The organism is Uruburuella suis, from assembly GCF_004341385.1.
In the GTDB taxonomy this organism is placed as follows: domain Bacteria; phylum Pseudomonadota; class Gammaproteobacteria; order Burkholderiales; family Neisseriaceae; genus Neisseria; species Neisseria suis.
In genome coordinates this window covers 201,653-218,849 of sequence record NZ_SLXE01000001.1, presented here as the reverse complement: position 1 = coordinate 218,849, position 17,197 = coordinate 201,653, and the positions used below count along the sequence as shown (strand labels likewise).

Below are 17,197 nucleotides of genomic sequence, written 5' to 3'. Positions count from 1 at the left end.
GCAAGGTGTCCAACCTTGCTGCGCTTTTCGCCTTGCAAGCGCGCTTTTGCGCTCAAAATCTTACGCACGGATGAAATGTGAACAGACCCTAGCGCAAACACTCAAAATCAAGCATAATCACCAAGGTTACGCGGCGGCCTGCCGCCAAAGAAAAACAGACCCGAAAACAGGAGACACCATGAGTCACATTCAAGCGCCCGCAGAGGGCCAAAAAATTGTAGCCGGCAAAGCCGTGCCGAACAACCCGATTATTCCGTTTATCGAAGGCGACGGCATCGGCGTGGACATCACGCCGGTGATGAAAGACGTAATCGATGCAGCGGTGGCCAAGGCTTATGGTGGCGAGAAGAAAATCCACTGGATGGAAGTGTTTGCCGGTGAAAAAGCCACCCGTGTGTATGGCGACAATGTTTGGCTGCCGGAAGAAACTTTGGCGGCACTGAAAGACTATGTGGTGTCTATCAAAGGCCCGATGACCACGCCCGTGGGCGGCGGCATCCGCTCGCTCAACGTGGCCTTGCGCCAAGAGCTCGATTTATACCAATGCGTGCGCCCGGTGCGTTATTTCAACGGTGTGCCCTCGCCCTTGAAAGACCCGAGCAAAACCAATATGGTGATTTTCCGTGAAAACACCGAAGACATTTATGCCGGCATTGAGTGGGAAGCTGAAAGCGATGCTGCCAAGAAAATCATTGCTTTTCTGCAAAACGAAATGGGCGTGAATAAAATCCGCTTCCCCGAAACTTCAGGCATCGGCATCAAGCCCGTGTCTAAAGAGGGCACTCAGCGCTTGGTGCGCGCGGCCATCCAATATGCAATCGACAACGACCGCAGCAGCGTGACCTTGGTGCACAAGGGCAACATCATGAAGTTTACCGAGGGCGGTTTCCGCGATTGGGGCTATGAGCTGGCGCAAAAAGAATTCGGCGCCGAATTGCTCGATGGCGGCCCGTGGTGCAAGTTTAAAAACCCGAAAACCGGCAAAGACATCATCGTGAAAGATGCGATTGCCGATGCTTTCTTGCAGCAAATCGTGTTGCGTCCGGCCGAATATGACGTAATCGCCACGCTGAACCTCAACGGCGACTACATTTCCGATGCGCTGGCCGCGCAAGTGGGCGGCATCGGCATTGCGCCGGGTGCGAATATTTCCGACAATTACGCTGTGTTTGAAGCCACGCACGGCACTGCGCCGAAATACGCCGGTCAAGACAAAGTAAACCCCGGCTCGCTGATTTTGTCTGCCGAAATGATGTTGCGCCATCTGGGCTGGAAAGAAGCGGCCGATTTGGTGATTTCATCGATGGAAAAAGCCATTGGCGACAAACAGGTTACTTACGATTTCGCCCGCTTGATGGACGATGCCAACGAGGTTTCCTGCTCGGAATTCGGCAAAGCCATGATTGAGCGTATGTAATCATCATAAGCTGATAAAAACCCGTGCCTGAAGGCACGGGTTTTTATTGGGTGTGGCTTCTGATTTGATAAGGCCGTCTGATACCCATTCGAAAAAATAACCTTACAAAACAAAAGCAGTTCGGCAGCATCATCCGCGTAGGTCGGATTCTCGAATCAGACGTTTGGCCATCGGCCAAAGCGATGTGCGTGTCTTGTTCTGCGAACAAGTGTCGGATTCGAGAATCCGACCTACAGGCTGCCTGTTTGTATATTATTTTTTTGAATGGGTATCAGACGGCCTTTGCGCTTGTGGCGGCATTATTTTTTCACAAACACCACATCCCACACGCCGTGCCCCAGCCGCTTGCCGCGCGCTTCGAATTTGGTTTCGGGGCGGTAGGCCGGTGTGGGCGCGTAATCAGCGGCGGTGTTTTGTAGCTGCTCAAAGCCGCGCAACACGTCAAGCATCTGCACGGCGTATTCTTCCCAATCGGTGGCTAAGTGGATATAGCCGCCGGTTTTTAATTTGGGCAAAAGCTTGGCGATAAAAGGCGCTTGCACGAGGCGGCGTTTGTTGTGGCGTTTTTTGTGCCAAGGGTCGGGAAAGAAAATGTGGATACCGCCGAGGCTGCCATCGGCGAGCATGTTTTCCACCACTTCCACCGCATCGTGGCGCATCACGCGGATGTTGTTTACATTTTCTTCTTCCATCAGCTTGAGCAGGTTGCCCACGCCCGGGCCGTGCACGTCGATGGCGAGGAAATCTTTTTGGGGCAGGCGCTTGGCGATTTCCACCGTGGCCACGCCCATGCCGAAGCCGATTTCGAGCACTTTATCGCTGTCGCGGCCGAAGCATGCGTTTAAATCGAGTGGCGCGGCTTGGTAATCCACGCCGAAATCCGGCCACAAAGTGTCGATGGCGCGCTGCTGCGCGGCGGTCATGTGGCCTTGGCGCAAAACAAAGCTGCGGATGCTGCGCGGGTGGGTTTCGGCAGCGCTGTTTTCAGAAGAGGGATTTTGCTCGGTCATATTTGCCCAATAGTAAGAATCGGTAAGGAAATCAATCAGCAGGCCGTCTGAATATGTTCAGACGGCCTTTTTAAGCGCTTGTTCAGCATTCATTTGGCGGCCATGTCGGCTCTAAATCTTATTCGCGGATGAAGTGTGCACAAACCTTATGGATTTGCGCATTATACCGCAGCGGCGGCATGGCGCGAAGATGGGGCTTGTTTGCATTTTGTCTGCATCTGGGTGTTAAACGTTGCGGCTTTCTTTTCGGCGCTGCCGGCGTTTGCGCCGGGCTTGCTTGCGGTTGATGCGCCAGCGCCAGATGATTTGCACCAGCGCATAGCCGGCGAGGGCAAAGGTAGTGCCCATGATGAGTATGCCGAAGGCCAGCGGCTGGCCGAATTGGAGCGTCCAGCGGCTGGCCGAATTGGAGCGTCCAGCGGCCGGCATCGGCCCAAAAGCCGGGCTCGCCCAGCGCGGGCATCACCAATTCGGCCTGAGCGGCGGTGCCGTAGAGCAGGCGACTGCCGAGCTTGTAGGCGGCTACATAAAGCGGAATCAGTGTGAGCGGGTTGGTGTAGAGCGTGCTGAAAAGGGCAATGGGCAATTGTGTGCGCAGAAGATAAGCCATCATCAGCGCGGAGAAAAATTGCGTTGGCGCGGGCAGCATGCCGCAAAAAAGGCCGATGGCCACGGAAAGTGCCACTTTGTCGCGCTTGAAGGCCCAATATTCGGGCTTATCAAACAAATGGGCGAAAGGTTTGAACCAGCGTGAGGCGAAAATTTTTTCGCGGGTGGGCAGTTTGTGTTTCCAGTTGTCGAACATAAGCGGGTGTGAGCAGCGGCGTTGTTATTGTGTGGCTGTATCTTATCGTATAAATGGTTGTGTAGGCGCTTGTGTGCGCGTGAAAATCGGCAAAAGGCCGTCTGAAAACACAAAGAGGGTTCAGACGGCCTGCGGATGAAGCTTTTATTTTTGAATCTGCACGGCCGAGAGCTTGATTTCCACTTTCCATTCGGGTTTGGCCAAGCGCGCTTCCACGCAGGCGCGGGCGGGCGCGTGGCCGGGCGCTACCCATTCGTCCCAAGCGATATTCATGGCATCGTAATCGGCCAGATCGGGCAGGTAGATGGTGGCTTCGAGAATGTGTTGTTTGCTTGAGCCGCATTGGGCCAGCCAATAATCGATTTGTGCCAACACATCGCGGGTTTGGGCGGTGGCGTCGGCATCGGTGTTTTCCGGCACCATGCCGGCCAGAAACACCAGGCCGTTGGCGGTAACGGCTTCGGAGAGGCGCGCGTTTTGGCCGTGATATTGAATGCTCATGTTTGCTCCTGAATCATGTTTGGGCGGGCGCTTATGGTAACATATCGCGAAATCGCCACAAAGCCGCACGGGGCTTTGGCGGCAACTTTATTTCAACCGGCTTCAGACGGCCTTTTTAAATACCAATCCGATATGAGCAAACCCGATTATCCTATCACCGCCGCCATCCGCTTTTTGCGTGCGCACAAAATCGATTACACGCCGCGGCTTTATCCTTATGTCGAGCACGGCGGCACGGCGCATTCTGCTGCCAGCTTGGGCGTGGGCGAGCATGAAGTGATTAAAACCATTGTGCTGCAAAACGAAGCGCGCCAAGGGCTGATTGTGCTGATGCACGGCGATAAGCAGATTTCCACCCGCAATTTAGCCCGAACGCTGGGCATGAAACACATCGAGCCGGCCGATCCGAAGCAGGCCAATAAATGGACCGGCTTTTTGGTGGGCGGCACCAGCCCCTTCGGCACCAAAACTGCACTGCCGGTGTATGTGGAGCAAAGCATTTGGGATTTGGACACCATTTATATCAACGGCGGCAAACGCGGCTTTTTGGTGGCGCTCGCACCCGCAGCGCTCAAAAGCCTCAATCCGGTGAGCGTGAATGTGGCCACGGATCATTAATTATCAAACACGGAAAAGGAGCAGCAAATGAGCAACGACATCATCCAACACAACGCCCCCGCGCCCGACAATCTGCGCACCTACAGCATGATTGTTTACGGCCTTTACGCCGCTTCGCTGGTGGTCGGCATCACCTTGCTGGTGGGCGTGATTATGGCTTATGTGAAGCGCGGCGAGATGCAGGGCACGGTGTTTTACAACCATATGCAGTATTTGATTAAAACCTTTTGGGTGAGCCTGATCGGCTTTTTTATCGGTGGGCTTACGCTGGCGCTGGCGGTGGGCGGGCTGATTCTGATTGTGGTGAGCGTGTGGTTTGTTTACCGCGTGGTGGCCGGCTTTATTAAGCTTTACGAGCGCAAGCCGGTGTCGGCCGAGGGCTGGTTTTAAGCGCCTGTTTGAGGTTTCAGACCCTAATATCTTTTTTGTCAGGCCGTCTGAAAGAATGTGTTTGATATGATTGCTTAATATGATTTATTTGATAATCAGCATTTTATGCAGCGTGGCGGTGTCGGTGTTGTTGAAAATCGCCCGCAGCAAAAAAATCGACATCGAGCAGGCGGTGGCCGTCAATTATCTGATGGCCATTGCTTTGTGCGTGTATTTTTTGCGCCCCGATTTAGCCGCTTGGAAAAGCTATCTGCCCACTTGGTGGCTGTTTGCCGCGCTTGGGGTGTTGCTGCCGGCGGTGTTTGTGGTGATGGGGCGCGCCGTGGAGCGGGCGGGCATTGTGAAATCCGATGCGGCGCAGCGGCTGTCGCTTTTTCTGCCGATTGCCGCTTCTTTTGCCATTTTCGGCGAAAAGCTCACGCAAGGGCGCTTAATCGGCATTGCGTTGGCTTTTTGCGCGCTGTTTTGCCTGCTGTGGAAAGGCGAGGGCGGCAAGAAATCGGGCGGCTTTGCCGGCAATGCCGCGCTGCTTTTAGGCGTGTGGGCAGGCTATGGCGTGATCGATATTTTGTTCAAGCAAGTAGCCGCCGCCGGCACGGCTTTTTCCGGCAATCTGCTGGTGGCTTTCTGCCTTGCCGCGCTGCTGATGTTTGGCTATTTGTTTTACAAAGGCAGCAAATGGAACGCCGCCGGCATCATCGGCGGCCTGACGCTCGGCAGCCTGAATTTTGCCAATATTTTGTTTTACATCCGCGCGCATCAAGCTTATAGCAGCAACCCCACGCTGGTGTTTGCCGGCATGAACATCGGCGTGATTGTGTTGGGCACGCTGGTGGGCGCGCTGGCGTTTAAAGAAAAAATCAGCACCATCAACGCCGCCGGCATTGTGTTGGCCGTGTGTGCCATTGCCTGTTTGTTTTATTGGCCGCAGCTGGCGCGGCTGGTGAATATTTGAGATAGGAATGTAAGATAAAGAGGAGCCAGCGATGTGGTGGAATAAGCGGAGAAAATCGGAAAACGATATTCAAAATCTGATCAGATTTGAAGAAAAAATTAAAAATGATGTGAAAAACCAGCTATGGCAAGAAATGGAGCCGCGGCTGGCAGAATTTGCGAAAAAAGAGGAGCGTGCGGCAAAGGTCAAGGATGGTTGGGTTTGGCTTGAGCGGTTGCCGAAAATTTTGCCGTTGGCATCATTGGCGGCTTTTGTGATTGGTGCCATTATTGTTTATAGCTATTTGTATGCAATAGATAGCGTGAGTTTGTTTGCGCAGGTGATGTCTAGCCCGTCATCACTAGTTTCTATTTTATTCATCTTGCTGATTTTATTGATATTTATTTTTGGAATACCATTTTATGCCCCTTATGACTTTGCCAGTTCGGTGAATAAAATCAGAAAAGATAGTTGGGAAGGCCATTTGTTATGCATATTAGGCTTAATAGCTTTATTAAGTACTCAAATTTTTATTGTAAATCAATTCGATATCAGTACATGGAAAAACGATTCAATTCCGTTTAGTGTATATTTGATTATTATTGTATATTTAATTGGTTTTATCACTATTTCTATGATTTTTTATAGTTTTATTATCAAGTTTAATAAAAATAAAATTAGATTCTCATTTTTTGAATTTTTAAAATTTACTGTCAACTATGGGCGATTGCTTTTGTTTAGTTCAACCTTACTATGGTTCTCTATCATACGGTTTAGTTCATGGTTTGATTCCCCTATTTGGTTTTGGGTAACATTAGTCGTAATTTATATAGTTAATATTTTTCCATCTTTTGCATTGGTAGGCGTAGGGGAAGTAGGCGAAAACCCTAGAATTATTTGGGGCTTTCCGATATTTTTTGTGGGCATATTAGGATTCACAATGATGACGATGCCGGGATCAAAAGTTGATCTGAATTTATTGCATAAACTAGGATATATAGAAAGTCATTCTCAAGCCCGTCTGTATTTGCTTGATAAGCGGTTTATTGATTGGACTGTTTTGCCGGAACAGCAAGATGGGAAAAATGTAGACAGCAAAAAATATTTACTGCAATTGCGTGAAAGGTTTTACCCTATTTGCAAGATGGAAAGTGAGAATTAGAGAAAAATTTGTGAAGACGCAATCAAAAAATGGGGTGAGTATAATAATGCACTGTATGGCTATATGATGTGGAATTTGGGTGAGACCAAAATTTTCTGCCCGAATAATATTAAATTACCACGATATACTAAAGAATTTAAAAATGAAAGCTTTAAGTGCTTAAAAATTAAAGGGGAATATTTGTATCAATTGCCTGCACCATAAATGGATGTGTATTGAACGTTGCAATTGCAACAAAAGGCCGTCTGAAAGCTTTTTCAGACGGCCTTTATATTTTACAAACAATCCGATAACACTCAACCCAACAGGCTGGCGACAAACACGATAATCACGCCGATGGGGGCGATAAAGCGGCTGACGATTTTCCAAACGGTGTAGGCGGCGCCGCTCAAGCCCAGCTCTTGGCGGATGCTTTCCTGATTCATAAACCAGCCGGCGAAGATGATGGTGGCCAAACCGGTGAGCGGCAGCATCAGCTTGCTGGTGAGCTTGTCGAGCGCGTCGAAAATATTGTTGCCGAAAATCATCACGTCGCTCCAGCTGTTAAACGAGAGCAGGCAGGCGATGCCCAGCAGCCAAATGGCGCCGCCGGCCACGGCGGTGGCGGCTTTGCGGCTCAGCGGGGTTTTTTCTTCCAAAAGCTCTACAGTCGGCTCCAACAGCGAAATGGAAGAGGTGAGCGCGGCAAAGGTGAGCAAGATGAAGAAAAGCACGCCCAGCAAAGTGCCGCCGGTCATGTTGCCGAAGGCAATCGGCAGGGTGATGAAAATCAGGCCGGGGCCGGATGAAGGTTCGAGATGATGGGCAAACACCAGCGGGAAAATGGCGAGGCCGGCAAAAAGGGCGATTACGGTGTCGAGAATCACCACGGTGCGCGCGGTTTTAATCAGGTTGACTTCTTGGCCCAAATAAGAGCCGTAAGCCATCATAATGCCCATGCCCAGCGAGAGTGTGAAAAAGGCGTGGCCGAGGGCGGCCAAAATCACGGTGCCGTTGATGGCGCTCCAATTGGGGGAGAAAAGATAAGCCGCAGCCGCACCGAATGAATTGGTGAAAAAAGCACCATAAGCCACCAACACCAGCAGCACAAGCGCCAAAGCGGGCATCATCAGTTTGGATGCGCGCTCGAGGCCGCCGGACACGCCCATGGCCACAATCACCACGGTGAGCAACATAAAGATGCTGTGCCAGGTTAAAAGCTGGCTCGGGTTGCCCAAAAAGCCGGTAAACAGGCTTTCTGTGGCTTGGCCGTCCATGCCGTTAAAAGCACCGGAAGCGGTGATGAAAATATAATCCACCGCCCAGCCGCCAATCACGCTGTAGAACGATAAAATCAAAAAAGAGCCCAACACGCCCGACACGCCCACCAGCTTCCACGCTTTGCTGCGCCGGTTTTGCTGCGCCACATCTTCCATGGCATGAATCGGGTTTTTCTGGCCGCGCCGGCCGATCAGCCACTCGGCCACCAAAATCGGCAGGCCGATAAAGGCGATGCATAAAAGATAGGTGAGCACAAAGGCCGAGCCGCCGCTCTGGCCGGTCATGTAGGGAAATTTCCAGATATTGCCCAAGCCCACGGCCGAGCCGGTGGCGGCCAGAATAAAGCCGACGCGCGAGCCCCATTGCGCATGGCTGCTTTTGTGGTTGCTGCTCATAGATTGCTCCTTTTGATGTGTTCCCGCCGCTCGTGGCTGTTTTACGGGTTGTGAACTTGTTAAAAGTAGTTAAATTTTGCTAATCATGCCACTTAATTCAAATTTGAACAAGCGTTTCCTTCATTAATTGTCGGCAATTTTTGCAGAGCGGGTTTTGCAGAAAACGGCAAGCGGTATGGCGGGATAAAAAAAGGCCGTCTGAAAGCATTCAGACGGCCTCGTAATTTTGGATAGACTTTATTTATCCAGCCCTTCCTGCACCATTTGCGCGGCGCGCAGCACGGCACGGGCTTTGTTTTGCGTTTCCTGCCATTCGGCTTCTTCATCGGAATCGGCCACAATGCCGCCGCCGCTTTGCACATAAAGCGTTTGATTTTTAATCACGGCGGTGCGGATGGCGATGGCCAAATCCATATCGTTGTTGAAGCCCCAGCAGCCGGCCGCGCCGCCGTAGATGCAGCGTTTCACCGGCTCGAGCGCTTCGATGATTTCGAGCGCGCGCACTTTGGGCGCGCCTGAAAGCGTGCCGGCGGGGAAGGTGGCGGCGAGCACATCCATATTCGACACGCCCGGTTTCAGACGGCCTTCCACATTGGACACAATATGCATCACATGCGAATAGCGTTCGACCACCATTTTTTCGGTAACGTTAACCTTGCCGGTTTCGCTCACGCGCCCCACATCGTTGCGGCCCAAATCAATCAGCATCACATGCTCGGCGATTTCTTTGGCATCGCTCAATAAATCCTGCTCTTGCGCCAAATCTTCGTCAGCGGTTTGGCCGCGTAGGCGGGTGCCGGCGATAGGGCGCACGATGATGTTGTCACGTTCGCGGCGCACTAAAATTTCGGGCGATGCGCCCACCACATGAAAATCGCCGAAATCGTAGTAAAACATATAGGGCGAAGGGTTGAGCGTGCGCAAGGCGCGGTAGAGGCTGAGCGGGTTGTCGGAAAAAGGCAGCTTCATGCGCTGGCTGGGCACCACCTGCATACAGTCGCCCTCGAGAATATATTGGCGGATTTTGCGCACATATTCTTTATAAAGGGCTTCGCCGGTTTCATGTTCGGGCTCGGTGGCGGGGCTGCCCAGCGAGAGCGGAATGGCGCAATTTTGGCGCAATTGCGTACGCAAGGTTTCCAAGCGCTCGCGCGCGGCCTGATAGCTGTTGGGTGCGGCCGGATCGGCATACACAATCAGATAGATTTTGCCGCTCAGATTGTCCACCACGGCCAATTCTTGCGATAGCATCAGCAGAATATCGGGCGTGCCGATGCTGTCGGGCTTGGCCGCCTGCTGGAAACGGTGGGCGAAATGCTCGAAATGGTAAATGGTTTCGTAGCCGAAATAGCCCACCAGGCCGCCGGTGAAGCGCGGCAGGCCGGGGATTTCGGGCGTGTGGAAGCGGGCGTGGAATTGCTCGATAAAATGCAATGGGTTGCCGTGGTGGGTTTCCACGATGCTGCCGTTTTCATACACCTCCACTTGCTTGCCCGATGATTTCAGATAAGTGGTGCAGGGCAGGCCGATAAAGGAATAGCGCCCGAAACGCTCGCCGCCCACCACCGATTCGAGCAAATAGCTGTAGGGGCGGTTGGCCAGCTTAAGATAAAGCGATAAAGGGGTGTCGAGATCGGCCAGCAGCTCTTGCACCAGCGGAATGCGGTTGTAGCCTGCGGCGGCTTGTTGTTGGAATTGTTGCAGCGTAATCATGTTTCAGACGGCCTGAAAAGATGTTTATTAATGTGAGCGCCTATCATAACTCTTTTTAAGACTTATCGGGCCATAAATCAATCTTCACAACAAGCAAACTGCGGCGATAGCCGTTTTATGGTTAAAGCAGCCGCACATAAAAATAAGCGCGATGCAAATGCAGCGCGCTCATATTTTGTGGAGGCCGTCTGAAAAAAAACGCAGCCGGAGCTTGTCAAATAAACTGTGTTTTACACCCGCTCAAGCGCCAATGCCAGCCCCATGCCGCCGCCCACACAAAGCGTGGCCAAGCCTTTGTGGGCGCCGCGCCGCTGCATTTCGTGCAGCAATGTCACCACAATGCGGCAGCCTGATGCGCCGATGGGGTGACCCAATGCAATCGCGCCGCCGTTGACATTCACTTTTGCCATGTCAAACCTGAGTGTTTCGGCCACGCCCAGCGCTTGGGCGGCAAAAGCTTCGTTGCCTTCGATTAAATCCACATCGGCCAATTGCCAGCCGGCTTTGCCCAAAGCCGCGCGCACCGCTTCAACCGGCCCCAGCCCCATGATTTCCGGTGCCACGCCGGCGGCAGCGTAGCCGCTAACCGCAGCCAAAGGCGGCAAGCCCAGCTCGGCGGCTTTTTCGGCCGACATCAGCAGCAATGCCGCTGCGCCATCGTTAATGCCGGAAGCATTGCCGGCAGTAACCGTGCCGTCGGTTTTGAAAGCGGGGCGCAGCTTGGCCAAGGCTTCGGCGCTCGCATCGGCTTTGATGTATTCATCTTGCGTGATGCTCAGAGGCCCGCCCTTGCGCTGCGGCACGCTCACGGGTGCGATTTCTGCGTCAAACCGCCCCTCGGCGCGCGCGGCGGCCGCTTTTTGCTGCGAAGCAAGCGCCAATGCGTCTTGCGCTTCGCGGCTGATGCCGATCTTTTCCACGATGTTTTCGGCGGTGATGCCCATGTGGTAATGATGATAAGCATCGGTGAGGCCGTCTGAAACCATGCTGTCGACCAGCTTGCCGTCGCCCATTTTCAGGCCGCCGCGCATATGCATGAAATGCGGGCTTTGCGACATCGATTCCTGACCGCCGGCCACCACGATTTCCGCATCGCCGCACATAATTGCCTGCGCCGCCATCTGCAATGCCTTCATGCCCGAGCCGCACACCACATTCACTGTGGTGGCCGGTTTTTCCATCGGAATGCCCGCGGCCAGCGCCGCTTGGCGCGCCGGATTTTGCCCCACTCCGGTGGTGAGCACATTGCCCATTATCACTTCATCCACCGCTTCGGGTGCTACGCCGGTTTCGGCCAGCAGTGCTTTGATGGCCACTGCGCCCAGTTGCGGCGCGCTCACGCCGGCCAGGCTGCCTAAAAAGCTGCCGATGGGCGTGCGCTTGGCCGCCACGATGACCACTTGTTTCATCTTTAATTTGCTCCTGATTGGGTTTGTTTTTTGAATGGGGCTTGTCGGCCGTTGGTGTTGTGCGAAATAATCGACAGTTGCACAAAGCCACAGATTAAACCAAATCAGGCATTCAGCACAATCTGCACTTGATAGAAAGCATGCAATCCATCATAAAGGCCGTCTGAAATAAGACATATTGTCTAAAATAAATAGAGGTTTATTTTAAAGCGTAAAACAGATTGCCAACAAAGTCCAAAAAGTCTAATATGCATCTTTGTTTCCCCATCCAACCCTGATAAAAAAAGCAGCCCACTATGAACGCACAAACCCTTTACGACAAACTCTGGAGCAGCCATATCGTCCGCGAAGAAGAGGACGGCACGGTGCTGCTTTATATCGACCGCCATTTGGTGCACGAAGTCACCAGCCCGCAGGCCTTCGAAGGCCTGAAACTGGCCGGCCGACCGCTTTGGCGCATCGACAGCGTGGTGTCCACCGCCGACCACAACACCCCCACCGACCATTGGGATGAGGGTATTAAAGACCCGATTTCCAAGCTGCAAGTCGACACCCTCGACCACAACATTAAAGAATTCGGTGCTTTGGCCTATTTCCCGTTTAAAGACAAAGGGCAGGGCATTGTGCATGTGATGGGCCCCGAGCAAGGGGCTACATTGCCCGGCATGACGGTGGTGTGCGGCGACTCCCACACCTCCACCCACGGCGCATTCGGCGCATTGGCGCACGGTATCGGCACTTCCGAAGTGGAGCACACCATGGCCACCCAATGCATCACCGCCAAAAAATCCAAAAATATGCTGATTAAAGTGAATGGCCGTCTGAAAGCCGGTGTTACCGCCAAAGACGTGGCGCTTTATATCATCGGCCAAATCGGCACCGCCGGCGGCACCGGCTATGCCATCGAATTCGGCGGCGAAGCCATTCAAAGCCTGAGCATGGAAGGGCGCATGACCTTATGCAACATGGCCATCGAGGCGGGCGCACGCTCAGGCCTCGTGGCCGTGGATCAAACCACCATCGATTATGTGGAAGGCAAGCCGTTTGCGCCCAAAGGCGAACATTGGGCACAAGCCGTGGCCTATTGGCGCACCTTGGTTTCCGATGAAGGTGCTGCGTTTGACAAAGTGTTTGAATTCAACGCTGCCGATATCGAGCCGCAAGTCACTTGGGGCACATCGCCCGAAATGGTGCTTAACATCAACGGCCAAGTGCCCAATCCCGCCCATGAAGCCGACCCGGTCAAGCGCGGCGGCATGGAGCGCGCGCTCGAATACATGGGCTTGCAAGCCGACACGCCTTTAAATGAAATTGCGGTAGACGTGGTGTTTATCGGCTCGTGCACCAACAGCCGCATCGAAGATTTGCGCGAAGCGGCCGCCGTGGCCAAAGGCCGCCGCAAAGCCGCCAATGTGAAACGCGTGCTCGTGGTGCCCGGCTCAGGCTTGGTGAAAGAGCAGGCCGAGCAAGAAGGGCTTGACAAAGTGTTTACCGCCGCCGGTTTTGAATGGCGCGAGCCGGGTTGCTCGATGTGTTTGGCCATGAATGCCGACCGCCTCGAGCCGCAAGAGCGCTGTGCATCCACCTCCAACCGCAATTTCGAAGGCCGCCAGGGCAACGGCGGGCGCACCCATTTGGTGAGCCCCGCCATGGCTGCTGCTGCCGCCATTGCCGGCCATTTCACCGATGTGCGCACATTGGCTTGATTTTTCCGGCGGCTGTTGTGCACACCCAAAGTGCACAGGCCGTCTGAAAAGCGGAATGCAGGCCGATTTCCATTGAACTTCTTTGAGGGAGTCACCTCTAACACAGGCTGGTTGTACTTTTATTTTTAACCCAAGGAGCTCATGATGAAAAAAATCGTTTTAATCGCCATTGCCGCCGCATCTTTTTTGGCCGGTTGCAACACCATTGCCGGTGCCGGTGAAGATGTAAGCGCAGCCGGCTCTGCCGTTACCCGCAGCGCAGACAAAGTGCAATCTGATATGTAAGCAGGTTTCTCGGCCTTTGCTCGAGAAAACATGCATATGCCTCCGTCCAACACTTGATGGGTGGCAGCTTCAGAAGGCCGTCTGAATGTTCAGACGGCCTTCTGAAATAAGCAACAGATAGAGTTGTCATTTGAAAACGCAAAGGCTATGATAGCAAACACCACATTCGATTTAACGTGGCGTGTATATTTGAATCTTTCTTTAAGGAGCATTTTGCCATGAAAAAAATCATCTTGATCGGCTTGACCGCGATCACATTGTTATCCGCCTGCAACACCGTTTCCGGCTTTGGCAAAGATGTGCAGAAAGTCGGCGATAAAGTTGAAAAAGCAGCAGATTAAATCAATTTCCACCCAAAGGAGCGCACTATGTTGAAAAAAACCGTATGGCTGGCCATGGCTGCCGCCGTTTTGCTGAGCGCCTGCAACACTGTTTCAGGCTTTGGCGAAGATGTTCAAAAAGCCGGCAACAAGCTTGAGCAATCTGCCGACCGCCACGGCGCAAACTAATCAGCCGGAAGCGCCCGCCCGCTGCGGGCGCTTTTTGCCATATCAAGAGTACACAGCATGAAAGCCTTTACCCGCATCAACGCGCTGGTTGCCCCGCTCGACCGCGCCAATGTCGACACCGACGCGATTATTCCCAAACAATTTCTCAAATCCATCAAGCGCAGCGGCTTTGGCCCCAACGCCTTTGACGAATGGCGCTATCTGGATCACGGCGAGCCGGGCATGGACAACAGCACGCGGCCGCTCAACCCTGATTTTTCGCTGAACCAGCCGCGCTATCAAGGTGCGCAAGTGTTGCTCACCCGCAAAAATTTCGGCTGCGGCTCCAGCCGCGAGCACGCCCCGTGGGCGCTTGACGACTACGGCTTCCGCGCCGTAATCGCTCCCTCATTTGCCGATATTTTCTTCAACAACTGCTATAAAAACGGCTTGCTGCCCATTGTGTTGGATGAAACAGTGGTCGACCAATTGTTTCAAGAAACCGAAGCCGAAGAAGGCTATGCACTCGATATCGATTTGGCCGCGCAAACTGTTACCACGCCCGACGGCCAATCGTTTGCATTCGACATCACCGAGCACCGCAAACACTGCCTTTTAAACGGCCTTGATGAAATCGGCCTCACCTTGCAGCATGCCGATGAAATCAAAGCTTTTGAAGACAAGCGCAAGCAGGCGCAGCCGTGGCTGTTTAACCAAGTTTGATATTTGCCTTGTTAATAAGTTTTGGCCGTCTGAAACTTTTCAGACGGCCTTTTCGTATTCATACCCATTCAAAAGCAAGCTTATACCAATTCAAAAGAATAACCTTGCAAAATAAAATAAAAGCAGCGGGTAGGTTGGCTTGTAAACCCAACAAACCCACAGGCCGTCTGATACCAATCCAAAAAAATAACCTAACTTCGTTACCTCGCCTTGCCGTACTATCTGTACTGTCGTAGGCTTCCGCCTTGTTAGTTTACTTTTTTGAATGGGTATGATACCAATCCAAAAAAATAACCTAACTTCGTTGTCTCGCCTTGCCGTACTAGTTGTACTGTCTGCGGCTCGCCGCCTTGTTAGCTTACTTTTTTGAATTGGTATGAAACGTTGGGTTAATTAACCCAACCTACGCCGTTGCAGAATGCAGTTTGTATAACTTTTCTTGCATTTCACTATGCACTTTACAGGCAGACTGTGCTTGCTCATTTCCAACTATTGGCAGACAACTGTAGGTACGATTAGCCGCCACAAGCGGCGTAATCGTACGCATGACTATGGTGCCCTGTATCGTTTTATTCTTTATTCCACAATGCTCGAGGCCGTCTGAAACGTTTCAGACGGCCTCGAGCATTGTGCTAGGGTCTGTTCACATTTCATCCGTGCGTAAGATTTTGAGCGCACGGATGAATTGTGAACAGACCCTAAAGCTTGATGCACTTATTTTGCCGCTTGATACGTTTTATCAGCTTCTTCAAAATTTTTCACCACACCGGCGGGCACTTTGTCCAACAACGACACCACCACCACCGCGATGGTGCAGGCGATGAAGCCCGGCACGATTTCATAAAGGCTGCTGCCGGTGGCTTTCCAGGCCACCACGGTTACAGCACCGGCAATCATGCCCGCCAGCGCGCCGGCGGCGGTCATGCGTTTCCAAAACACCGATAAAATCACCACCGGCCCGAATGCCGCGCCAAATCCTGCCCAGGCATACGACACCAAGCCCAGCACTTTGCTTTCCGGGTCGGCCGCAATAATAATGGCAATCACCGCCACGGCCAGCACCATTAAGCGGCCGATCCACACCAATTCCTGTTGGGCGGCATTGGGGCGCAGAAAGCCTTTGTAGAAATCTTCGGTGATGGCGCTGGAGCAAACCAGCAATTGGCAGGAAAGGGTGGACATTACCGCCGCCAAAATAGCGCTCAAAATCACGCCGGCAATCCACGGGTTAAACAGCAAAGTGGTCAGCGCGATAAAAATGCGCTCGTTGTTGCCGCCCAAAGCGCTCACTTGGTCGGGATGGTTGCCGAAATAGGCAATGCCGAAATAGCCCACGGCACATGCACCGGTGAGGCACAAAATCATCCAGGTCATGCCGATGCGGCGGGCTTTCACCAAGGATTTCACATTTTCGGCCGCCATAAAGCGCGCCAAAATATGCGGTTGGCCGAAATAGCCCAAGCCCCAAGCAGCGGTGGAAATAATGCCCATCAGCGTGGTGCCGGCAATCAGGCTGCCGTATTCTTTGCCGGTGGTGGCGGCCACGCTTTGAATGGCGGCGCTCATTTCATCGGCGCCGCCCAGCGCCAAATACACCATAATCGGCGTGAGAATCAGCGCAAAAATCATCAGGGTAGCTTGAATGGTGTCGGTCCAGCTTACGGCCAGAAAGCCGCCGATAAAGGTGTAGGCAATGGTGGCACCGGCACCCAGCCACATGGCTTCGGTGTAGCCGATGTCAAACAGGCTTTGAAACAGGCGCGCGCCGGCCACAATGCCCGATGAGCAATAAATGGTGAAGAAAAACAAGATAATGGCGGCTGAAATCACTTTCATCACCTTGTTTTTTGCGCCAAAGCGGTTGAAAAAATAATCGGGCAAGGTGAGCGCATTGTTGTTGTATTCCGTGTGCACACGCAATCGGCCGGCCACCAAGCGCCAGTTGAAATAAGCGCCTATGGTCAGGCCGATGGCAATCCAGGCTTCGGAGAGGCCGGCCACGTAAATCGCGCCGGGCAAGCCCATCAAAAGCCAGCCCGACATATCGGAAGCGCCCGCCGACATGGCGGTAACAAAGCTGCCGAGGCTGCGGCCGCCGAGAATATAATCGTCAAAACTGCGGGTGGAAAAATAAGCCGCCAAGCCGATTAGCAGCACGGCAATCAGGTAAATCCCGAAAGTGACATACATCGGGTTGAAGTTTCCCATAAAAGACCTCTGATTTCTTGATATGTGGGGGATATGCAGCGCTTATGTGCTGCATTGGTGAAAGCATTTAACAGGAAACATCAGATTCAGTCAAGGTAGGTTAAGTTATGTTTTAACGATATGAGTTGGATTGAACAGTTAAATTGACAAGGCCGTCTGAAAACCTTTCAGAC

General features: G+C 52.7%; 17 protein-coding genes. 10 read left to right on the top strand and 7 right to left on the bottom strand.

Translation table 11 applies throughout. The annotated features are described in order from the left end of the window. The first annotated feature begins 178 nt into the window (after positions 1 to 178). The gene (icd, locus tag EV680_RS00910; protein ID WP_132952229.1) at positions 179 to 1,417 is read left to right on the top strand and encodes an NADP-dependent isocitrate dehydrogenase; all 1,239 of its coding nucleotides are present in this window, start codon (positions 179 to 181) and stop codon (positions 1,415 to 1,417) included. Between the two features lie 299 nt (positions 1,418 to 1,716). Here the strand turns inward: icd and trmB are convergent, their stop codons facing one another. The 3 genes from trmB to EV680_RS00895 form a co-directional block, all read right to left on the bottom strand. Next, entirely contained in the window at positions 1,717 to 2,427 is a 711-nt protein-coding gene (trmB, locus tag EV680_RS00905; protein ID WP_132952227.1) for a tRNA (guanosine(46)-N7)-methyltransferase TrmB, read from the bottom strand. A gap of 118 nt (positions 2,428 to 2,545) precedes the next feature. Next, a complete protein-coding gene (locus EV680_RS12205; RefSeq protein WP_424580103.1) occupies positions 2,546 to 3,232 on the bottom strand; it encodes a DUF2062 domain-containing protein in 687 nt (228 codons plus the stop codon). Between the two features lie 144 nt (positions 3,233 to 3,376). After that, positions 3,377 to 3,733: a RidA family protein gene (locus tag EV680_RS00895; protein WP_132952225.1), complete on the bottom strand. Its 357-nt coding sequence runs from the start codon at positions 3,731 to 3,733 to the stop codon at positions 3,377 to 3,379. A gap of 132 nt (positions 3,734 to 3,865) precedes the next feature. Here EV680_RS00895 and ybaK point away from each other — a divergent pair, with 132 nt between their 5' ends. From ybaK to EV680_RS00875, 4 genes are all read left to right on the top strand, one after another. After that, positions 3,866 to 4,351 carry a Cys-tRNA(Pro) deacylase gene (ybaK, locus tag EV680_RS00890; protein ID WP_132952267.1) on the top strand — a complete coding sequence of 162 codons (486 nt, stop codon included), beginning with the start codon at positions 3,866 to 3,868 and terminating at the stop codon, positions 4,349 to 4,351. Positions 4,352 to 4,378: 27 nt separating this feature from the next. Then, positions 4,379 to 4,741 carry a DUF4870 family protein gene (locus EV680_RS00885; RefSeq protein WP_132952223.1) on the top strand — a complete coding sequence of 121 codons (363 nt, stop codon included), beginning with the start codon at positions 4,379 to 4,381 and terminating at the stop codon, positions 4,739 to 4,741. 79 nt (positions 4,742 to 4,820) lie between these two features. Further along, a complete protein-coding gene (locus EV680_RS00880; RefSeq protein ID WP_132952221.1) occupies positions 4,821 to 5,696 on the top strand; it encodes a DMT family transporter in 876 nt (291 codons plus the stop codon). Between the two features lie 31 nt (positions 5,697 to 5,727). Further along, a complete protein-coding gene (locus EV680_RS00875) occupies positions 5,728 to 6,837 on the top strand; it encodes a hypothetical protein (protein ID WP_132952219.1) in 1,110 nt (369 codons plus the stop codon). 296 nt (positions 6,838 to 7,133) lie between these two features. Here EV680_RS00875 and EV680_RS00870 read toward each other — a convergent pair whose 3' ends face one another. The 3 genes from EV680_RS00870 to EV680_RS00860 form a co-directional block, all read right to left on the bottom strand. Beyond that, entirely contained in the window at positions 7,134 to 8,492 is a 1,359-nt protein-coding gene (locus EV680_RS00870) for a sodium-dependent transporter (RefSeq protein ID WP_132952217.1), read from the bottom strand. A 237-nt stretch (positions 8,493 to 8,729) separates the two neighbouring features. Beyond that, complete coding sequence (trpE, locus tag EV680_RS00865; protein ID WP_132952215.1) at positions 8,730 to 10,205, bottom strand: anthranilate synthase component I; 1,476 nt, start codon at positions 10,203 to 10,205, stop codon at positions 8,730 to 8,732. A 230-nt stretch (positions 10,206 to 10,435) separates the two neighbouring features. Then, positions 10,436 to 11,614 carry an acetyl-CoA C-acetyltransferase gene (locus EV680_RS00860; RefSeq protein WP_132952213.1) on the bottom strand — a complete coding sequence of 393 codons (1,179 nt, stop codon included), beginning with the start codon at positions 11,612 to 11,614 and terminating at the stop codon, positions 10,436 to 10,438. Positions 11,615 to 11,910: 296 nt separating this feature from the next. On the opposite strand from EV680_RS00860, the gene leuC reads away from it, so the two are divergent. The 5 genes from leuC to leuD all read left to right on the top strand — a co-directional run bounded on the left by leuC (position 11,911) and on the right by leuD (position 14,816). Further along, positions 11,911 to 13,320, top strand: coding sequence for a 3-isopropylmalate dehydratase large subunit (gene leuC / locus EV680_RS00855; RefSeq protein ID WP_132952211.1), 1,410 nt, complete (start codon positions 11,911 to 11,913; stop codon positions 13,318 to 13,320). A gap of 141 nt (positions 13,321 to 13,461) precedes the next feature. Then, the gene (locus tag EV680_RS00850; protein WP_424580102.1) at positions 13,462 to 13,605 is read left to right on the top strand and encodes an entericidin A/B family lipoprotein; all 144 of its coding nucleotides are present in this window, start codon (positions 13,462 to 13,464) and stop codon (positions 13,603 to 13,605) included. Between the two features lie 218 nt (positions 13,606 to 13,823). Beyond that, positions 13,824 to 13,946 carry an entericidin A/B family lipoprotein gene (locus EV680_RS00845; protein ID WP_132952209.1) on the top strand — a complete coding sequence of 41 codons (123 nt, stop codon included), beginning with the start codon at positions 13,824 to 13,826 and terminating at the stop codon, positions 13,944 to 13,946. A gap of 27 nt (positions 13,947 to 13,973) precedes the next feature. Beyond that, on the top strand, positions 13,974 to 14,114 hold the full coding sequence (locus EV680_RS00840) for an entericidin A/B family lipoprotein (protein ID WP_207894258.1): 141 nt from the start codon (positions 13,974 to 13,976) through the stop codon (positions 14,112 to 14,114). A 57-nt stretch (positions 14,115 to 14,171) separates the two neighbouring features. Beyond that, complete coding sequence (gene leuD, locus EV680_RS00835) at positions 14,172 to 14,816, top strand: 3-isopropylmalate dehydratase small subunit (protein ID WP_132952207.1); 645 nt, start codon at positions 14,172 to 14,174, stop codon at positions 14,814 to 14,816. A 714-nt stretch (positions 14,817 to 15,530) separates the two neighbouring features. On the opposite strand, the gene putP is transcribed toward leuD, so the two are convergent. Then, positions 15,531 to 17,024: a sodium/proline symporter PutP gene (gene putP, locus EV680_RS00830; protein ID WP_132952205.1), complete on the bottom strand. Its 1,494-nt coding sequence runs from the start codon at positions 17,022 to 17,024 to the stop codon at positions 15,531 to 15,533. Positions 17,025 to 17,197 lie beyond the last annotated feature (173 nt).